The organism is Micromonospora sp. 4G55, assembly GCF_016803375.1.
Window position 1 is genome coordinate 1 of the sequence record NZ_JAEVHN010000391.1, and the last position, 5,891, is coordinate 5,891.

The following is a 5,891-nucleotide window of genomic DNA, read 5'->3' on the forward strand; positions in this document are numbered from 1 at the left end:
ACAGCCAGGTGATCAGGTCGGTGAGCAGCGTAGCCGGTCCACCGGCGCCCGTGGGCAGGCCCGGCCGGCGAGTTCGGCGCCTCGGCGGCCAGCAGCCGGTCCCAGCGCGGCCCGTCCGCCACCAGCTCGAGGCTCCGGGCCCAGCTCAGACTCTCCGCGGCGACCTGGCCGGTGGCGGGGTGCCGCCGGCCGGGGAAGGGGGGCTCGTGCAGTCCCGACCCGGCGATGCCGCGCATGGTGCCCTCCCTCGTCCGCCGCCCGGAACGGGATCGGCGCGCAGAAGAGTACGACACCTCACATCGGTGGGAATCGCTGGGCGCGCATGGTGGGAAAACTGCTCCTGACCGGTTCACGCCCCGGGAGGTCAGAGGCCGAGCGAGGCGTGGCGGAGCCGGTCGGCGAGGCCAGCGGAGCCGTCGACCTGGACCCGGGCCACCCGCTGCCGGCCCGAGAGGAAGAGCGCCAGCTCGCCCGGCGACCCGACCAGCCGGAGCCGTTCGCCGCCCCGGCCCACCGACAGCTCGCCGTGGCCGGGCGCCTGCACCAGCAGTCGGCCGGGAACCGGCGCAACCTCGCCCGGGCCATCAGGGAGGCCGGCCTCCACAGCCGCGCCCGCAGGCCGGCCGGCAGGTCACGCGGCTGCCACCCCGCCGCGGCCCGCCGGACGTCCTCGTGGTGGATGAAGAACTCCAGGGTGTTGGCCAGCTCGTCGGTGAGCGGGTTGCTCACCGGGCTCCACCGCGGCGGGCGGCGCACCAGGCCGACCAGCTCCGCCCAGGGGCGGGCGGCGACGCGTCGGCGCACCCGCTCGGCGTACCCGCGCAGGGGCGGCAGCACGATGCCGCCGGCGGCGTCCGGGCGACGCTCGCGCACCACCAGGTGGGCGGCGAGATCGCGGGTCGTCCACCCCTCGTTGACGGTCGATGCGTCCGGTCCCAGCTCCAGCATGAGATCGGCGAGCGCCTCGCGCTCCGATCGGGCGTACCGCGGCATTAGGGTGATCGTAGGCGCGCCGGCCGGTGTCGGCGCGCCGGAGCGCGGGCCGCGGCGACCGGGGCGCGCCGGAGCGTGCCGGAGCGCACGTGACGGCGGACATACCGGGTCCGGGTCGGCGGAGGTGGCCGGGAGCGGTAAGGATGAGGGGGTACAGGGCGGCTTACGGCGGGGGACAGTGTGGCGAGCGGGACAAGTCGGGACGTGCTCGGCAGGGGGCTGTCGGTCCTCGGCCGGGCGATCCGGGAACAACCGCGGATCTTCGCGGTGGCGGTGAGCGGCAGCGTGCTCTTCGGCCTCATGGTCATCGCCAGCGCGTACGTGGTGGGCGCGGTGGTCGGCGACGTGGTGGTGCCGGCCATCGCCCGCGGCTCCGTCGGGACGGGCGCGCTGGCCCTGGCCGCGGCGGCGCTGTTCGGCATCAGCGTGCTGCGGGTGGTGGGCATCTTCGGCCGCCGGCTCGGCGCCGGCTACATGCAGTTCCGCCTCCAGGCCGCCTACCGGCGCCGGGTCACCCGGCGCTACCTCGACCTGCCGCTGGCCTGGCACCAGCGCAACGCCACCGGCACCCTGCTGTCCAACGCCAACTCGGACGTGGAGGCGGCCTGGTACCCGATCGCCCCGCTGCCCTTCGCGGTCGGCACCCTGGTCATGCTGGTCGGGGCGGTCGTCTCGCTCTTCCTCACCGACTGGGCGCTGGCCCTGGTCGGGCTGGCCGTCTTCCCCGCGCTCTTCGCGCTCAACGTGATCTACTCCCGGCGGATGGCGCCCCGGCAGGCCCGCGCCCAGCGGCTGCGCGCCGAGGTCAGCGGCATCGCCCACGAGAGCTTCGACGGCGCCCTGGTGGTCAAGACGATGGGCCGCGAGGCCGAGGAGACCGCCCGGTTCTCGGCCCGGGCCGGCGAACTGCGCGACGCGCTGATCTCCGTCGGCCGGCTGCGCGGCGTCTTCGACCCGTTGCTGGAGACCCTGCCCAGCCTCGGCACCCTCGCCGTGCTCGTGGTCGGGGCGTTCCGGCTGCGAGCGGGCGCGATCAGCGTCACCGAGCTGGTCAGCGTCGCCTTCCTCTTCACCGTGCTGGCCTTCCCGGTGCGCGCCATCGGCTGGGTCCTCGCCGAGCTGCCGCGCAGCGTCGCCGGCTGGGACCGGGTCCGCCGGGTGCTGGACGCCACCGGCGAGATGCCGTACGGCGAGCGCCGGCTCGACCCGGCCGACCCGACACCCGCCACGCTGGCCTTCGCCGACGTCCGCTTCGGGTACGAGCCGGCCGAGGCGCACCTGCCCGGCACGGAGGTGCTCGGCGACGTCACCTTCACCGTGCCGGCCGGGAAGACGGTCGCCCTGGTCGGCCCGACCGGCGCCGGCAAGTCCACCATCGCCTCGCTGGCCGTGCGGCTGGTCGACCCGGGCGCCGGCACGGTGGCCCTGGACGGCGTCGACGTGCGTGAGCTGGCCGCGGACTCGCTGGCGGCGACGGTCGCGCTGGTCGCCCAGGTGCCGTTCGTCTTCGACGACACCGTGCGGGCCAACATCACCCTGGACCGGCCGGGCATCGGCGACGAGGACGTGTGGGCCGCGCTGCGGCTGGCCGAGGCGGACGGCTTCGTCGCCGCGCTCCCCGAGGGGCTGGACACCATGGTCGGCGAGCGGGGCACCTCGCTCTCCGGCGGGCAGCGGCAACGGCTCACCCTGGCCCGGGCGCTCGCCGGCCGGCCCCGGTTGCTGGTGCTCGACGACGCGACCAGTGCCGTCGACCCGAGGGTCGAGGCGGCCATCCTGGCCGGGCTGCGCGCCCCGACCGGGGGGCAGGGCGCCGCCGCCTCGATCCTGGTGGTCGCGTACCGGCGGGCGACCATCGCCCTCGCCGACGAGGTGATCTACGTGGAGCAGGGTCGGGTGGTGGCCCGGGGCACGCACACCGAACTGCTCGCCACCGTGCCCGGCTACGCCGATCTGGTGACCGCGTACGAGCAGGCCGAGCACGAACGCGAGCAGAACCGCACGTACGACGAGGTCGCGCCGCTGACCTCGGGCCTGGAGATCGAGGTGGACCGGTGAGCGCGAGGAGTGCAGCGGAGCGGAGCCCCGCAGTCGCGAACGAAAGGTCGGCCCGGTGAGCGCGACGACCGTGGAGCCGGAGCGGCGCGAGGAGCCGCAGGAGCGCCCCGAGACGACCTGGCGGACGCTGCGGCGGGGGCTGGCGCTCTCCCCGGAGCTGCGGACCGGGCTGGCAGGCACCCTCGCGCTGGCCCTGGTGTACATGGTCGGCCGGGTGGCCGTGCCGGTCGCCGTGCAGCGGGGCATCGACGGCGGCATCGTCGGCGGCCTGGACCTGGCCGTGGTGTGGCGGGTGGTCGCGGTCACCGCGGCCGTGCTGGTGGTCACCACCACCTGCGGTTACCTGATGATGCGCCGGCTGTTCACGGTCAGCGAGACCGCGCTGGCCAACGTCCGGACCCGGGCGTTCCGGCACGTGCACGACCTGTCGATGCTGCACCAGCAGTCCGAGCGGCGCGGGTCGCTGGTCTCCCGGGTGACCAGCGACGTCGACCAGATCACCCAGTTCCTCCAGTGGGGCGGGGTGATCCTGATCGTCAACCTCGGTCAGCTCGTGGTCACCACGGCCGTGATGCTGGCGTACTCCTGGCAGTTGACCCTGGTGGTGCTGGTCGCCTTCGCGCCGGCGGTGCTGGTGATCCGGCTGCTCCAGCGCCGGCTCGGGGCGGCCTACGGGGTGGTCCGGCAGCGGATGGGCACGCTGCTCGGCACCATCGCCGAGAGCGTGGTCGGCGCGCCGGTGATCCGGGCGTACGGCATCGCGGGGCGCACCGCCCGGCGGCTCGACACCGCGATCGAGGGGCAGCAGCACGCCCAGCAGCGGGCGATCCGGATCAGCATCCTGGGCAGCTCGGTGGGGGAGCTGGCCGCCGGCGTGGCGCTGGCCGGCGTGGTGGTCCTCGGGGTGCTGCTCGGCGTGGACGGCTCGCTCTCCATCGGCCAGCTGACCGCGTTCCTGTTCCTGGTCACGCTCTTCATCCAGCCGGTGCAGATCGCCACCGAGGTGCTCAACGAGGCGCAGAACGCCATCGCCGGCTGGCGTCGGGTGCTGGACGTGCTCGACGTCGCGCCGGACGTGGCCGACCCGGGCGAGCAGGGACGGGAGCTGCCGCCGGGCCCGCTGGACATCCGCTTCGCCGGGGTGACGTTCGCGTACCCGGGCGGCCCGCCGGTGCTGCACGACGTCACCCTGGACATCCCGGCGAAGAGCCGGGTGGCGGTGGTGGGCGAGACCGGCAGCGGCAAGACCACCTTCGCCAAGCTGCTCACCCGGCTGATGGACCCGACCGACGGGCAGGTGCTGCTCTCCGGGGTGCCGCTGGATGAGGTGCGGTTCGACTCGCTGCGCGCCCGGGTGGTGATGGTGCCGCAGGACGGTTTCCTCTTCGACGCCACGGTGGGCGACAACGTCCGCTTCGCCCGCCCCGAGCTGACCGACGCGGAACTCACCGCGGCCTTCACCGAGCTGGGGCTGGCCGACTGGCTGGACGGCCTGCCGTCGGGGCTGGCCACCGCGGTCGGCGAGCGGGGCGAGTCGCTGAGCGTGGGGGAGCGGCAGCTGGTGGCGCTCGCCCGGGCGTACGTGGCCGACCCGGACCTGCTGGTCCTTGACGAGGCCACCAGCGCCGTCGACCCGGCCACCGAGGTACGCCTGCAGCGCACCCTGGACGCGGTGACCCGCGGCCGGACCACCCTCGCCATCGCGCATCGGCTCTCCACCGCGCAGGCGGCCGACGAGGTGATCGTGGTGGATCGGGGCAGGATCGTGCAGCGCGGCCCGCACGACGAGCTGGTCCGCGACCCGGAGTCGGTCTACGCCCTGCTCTACGCCTCCTGGCTGGAGCAGACCCGCTGACCCGTTGAGCCGTTGAGCCGGATCCGGCGCGTCGCGCGCCGGATCCGGTCGGCTCACCGGGAGTAGTGCTCGACCACCAGCTGCTCCTCGCAGACCACCGGCACCTCGTGCCGAGCCGGCTCGCGCAGCAGGGTGGCCCGCAGGCCGGTCAGGTCGACCGAGAGGTACGGCCGGCCGGGCCCCTCGTCCGCGTTTGCCCCGGTGGCGGCGAGCTGGAAGGGCGGCAGCTGCCGGCTGCGCTCGCGGACGGCGACCACCTGACCGGGCCGCAGTCGGTATGACGGCCGGTCGACCTTGCGCCCGTCGACGGTGAGATGCCCGTGGGCGACCAGTTGCCGGGCCTGGTAGATGCTGCGGGCCAGGCCGGCGCGGTGCACCACCGCGTCCAGCCGCCGTTCCAGCAGCGCGACCAGCGTCTCGCCGGTCTTGCCGGCGCCCCGCGCCGCCTCCTCGAAGGCGCGGCGCAGCTGTACCTCGCTGACGTTGTACTGGTGCCGCAGCCGCTGCTTCTCCAGCAGCCGCACCTGGTAGTCGGAGGTGCGCCGGCGGGCCCGGCCGTGCACGCCCGGCGGGTAGGGGCGGCGTTCGAGGTACTGGACGCACTTGCGGGTCAGCGGGATGCCGAGGGCCCGGGAGAGGCGGGCCTTGGGGCGGGGGTGGTTCACGTGGACGTCTCCGCTCGGGTGTTCTAGGCTGCTACTTAGGTAAGCCTAACCTATGCAGGAGGTGCCCCGATGGGACCGAGCCCCGCCGAGATCGTCCGCACGCTGGTCGCCGGTCGGCTCCCCGGTCTGGTGCACCTCGCGCACCGCCCGGGTCCGTACCACGTTCGGCACGCCACCGACCCGGAGGGACGGGTGCTGATGCTCGTGCCGGTGGTCAGCGACCTCGCCGCCGAGCTGGACCCCGGGGCCGACGACGACGTCGCCCTGGTGCTCGACGTGCTGGACCTGCCCCCGGCGCCGGGCGCGCCGTCGCTCGGCCG

At 74.8% G+C, this 5,891-nt stretch carries 3 protein-coding genes and 3 pseudogenes; 3 read left to right on the forward strand and 3 right to left on the reverse strand.

What is annotated here, in order from left to right; translation table 11 throughout:
* Both JNW89_RS25275 and JNW89_RS25280 read right to left on the reverse strand, forming a co-directional pair.
* A pseudogene (locus tag JNW89_RS25275) lies at positions 1-236 on the reverse strand (hypothetical protein); the annotation flags it as partial.
* 128 nt (positions 237-364) lie between these two features.
* Positions 365-993 (reverse strand): annotated as a pseudogene (locus JNW89_RS25280) (TIGR03085 family metal-binding protein).
* 180 nt (positions 994-1,173) lie between these two features.
* Between JNW89_RS25280 and JNW89_RS25285 the strand changes: the two are divergent.
* Complete coding sequence (locus JNW89_RS25285; protein ID WP_238450793.1) at positions 1,174-3,051, forward strand: ABC transporter ATP-binding protein; 1,878 nt, start codon at positions 1,174-1,176, stop codon at positions 3,049-3,051.
* Between the two features lie 55 nt (positions 3,052-3,106).
* On the forward strand, positions 3,107-4,906 hold the full coding sequence (locus JNW89_RS25290; RefSeq protein WP_238450794.1) for an ABC transporter ATP-binding protein: 1,800 nt from the start codon (positions 3,107-3,109) through the stop codon (positions 4,904-4,906).
* Between the two features lie 53 nt (positions 4,907-4,959).
* Here JNW89_RS25290 and rpsD read toward each other — a convergent pair whose 3' ends face one another.
* Positions 4,960-5,571, reverse strand: coding sequence for a 30S ribosomal protein S4 (gene rpsD / locus JNW89_RS25295; RefSeq protein ID WP_238450796.1), 612 nt, complete (start codon positions 5,569-5,571; stop codon positions 4,960-4,962).
* A gap of 69 nt (positions 5,572-5,640) precedes the next feature.
* On the opposite strand from rpsD, the pseudogene JNW89_RS25300 reads away from it, so the two are divergent.
* Positions 5,641-5,891, forward strand: a pseudogene (locus JNW89_RS25300) (DUF2470 domain-containing protein); the annotation flags it as partial.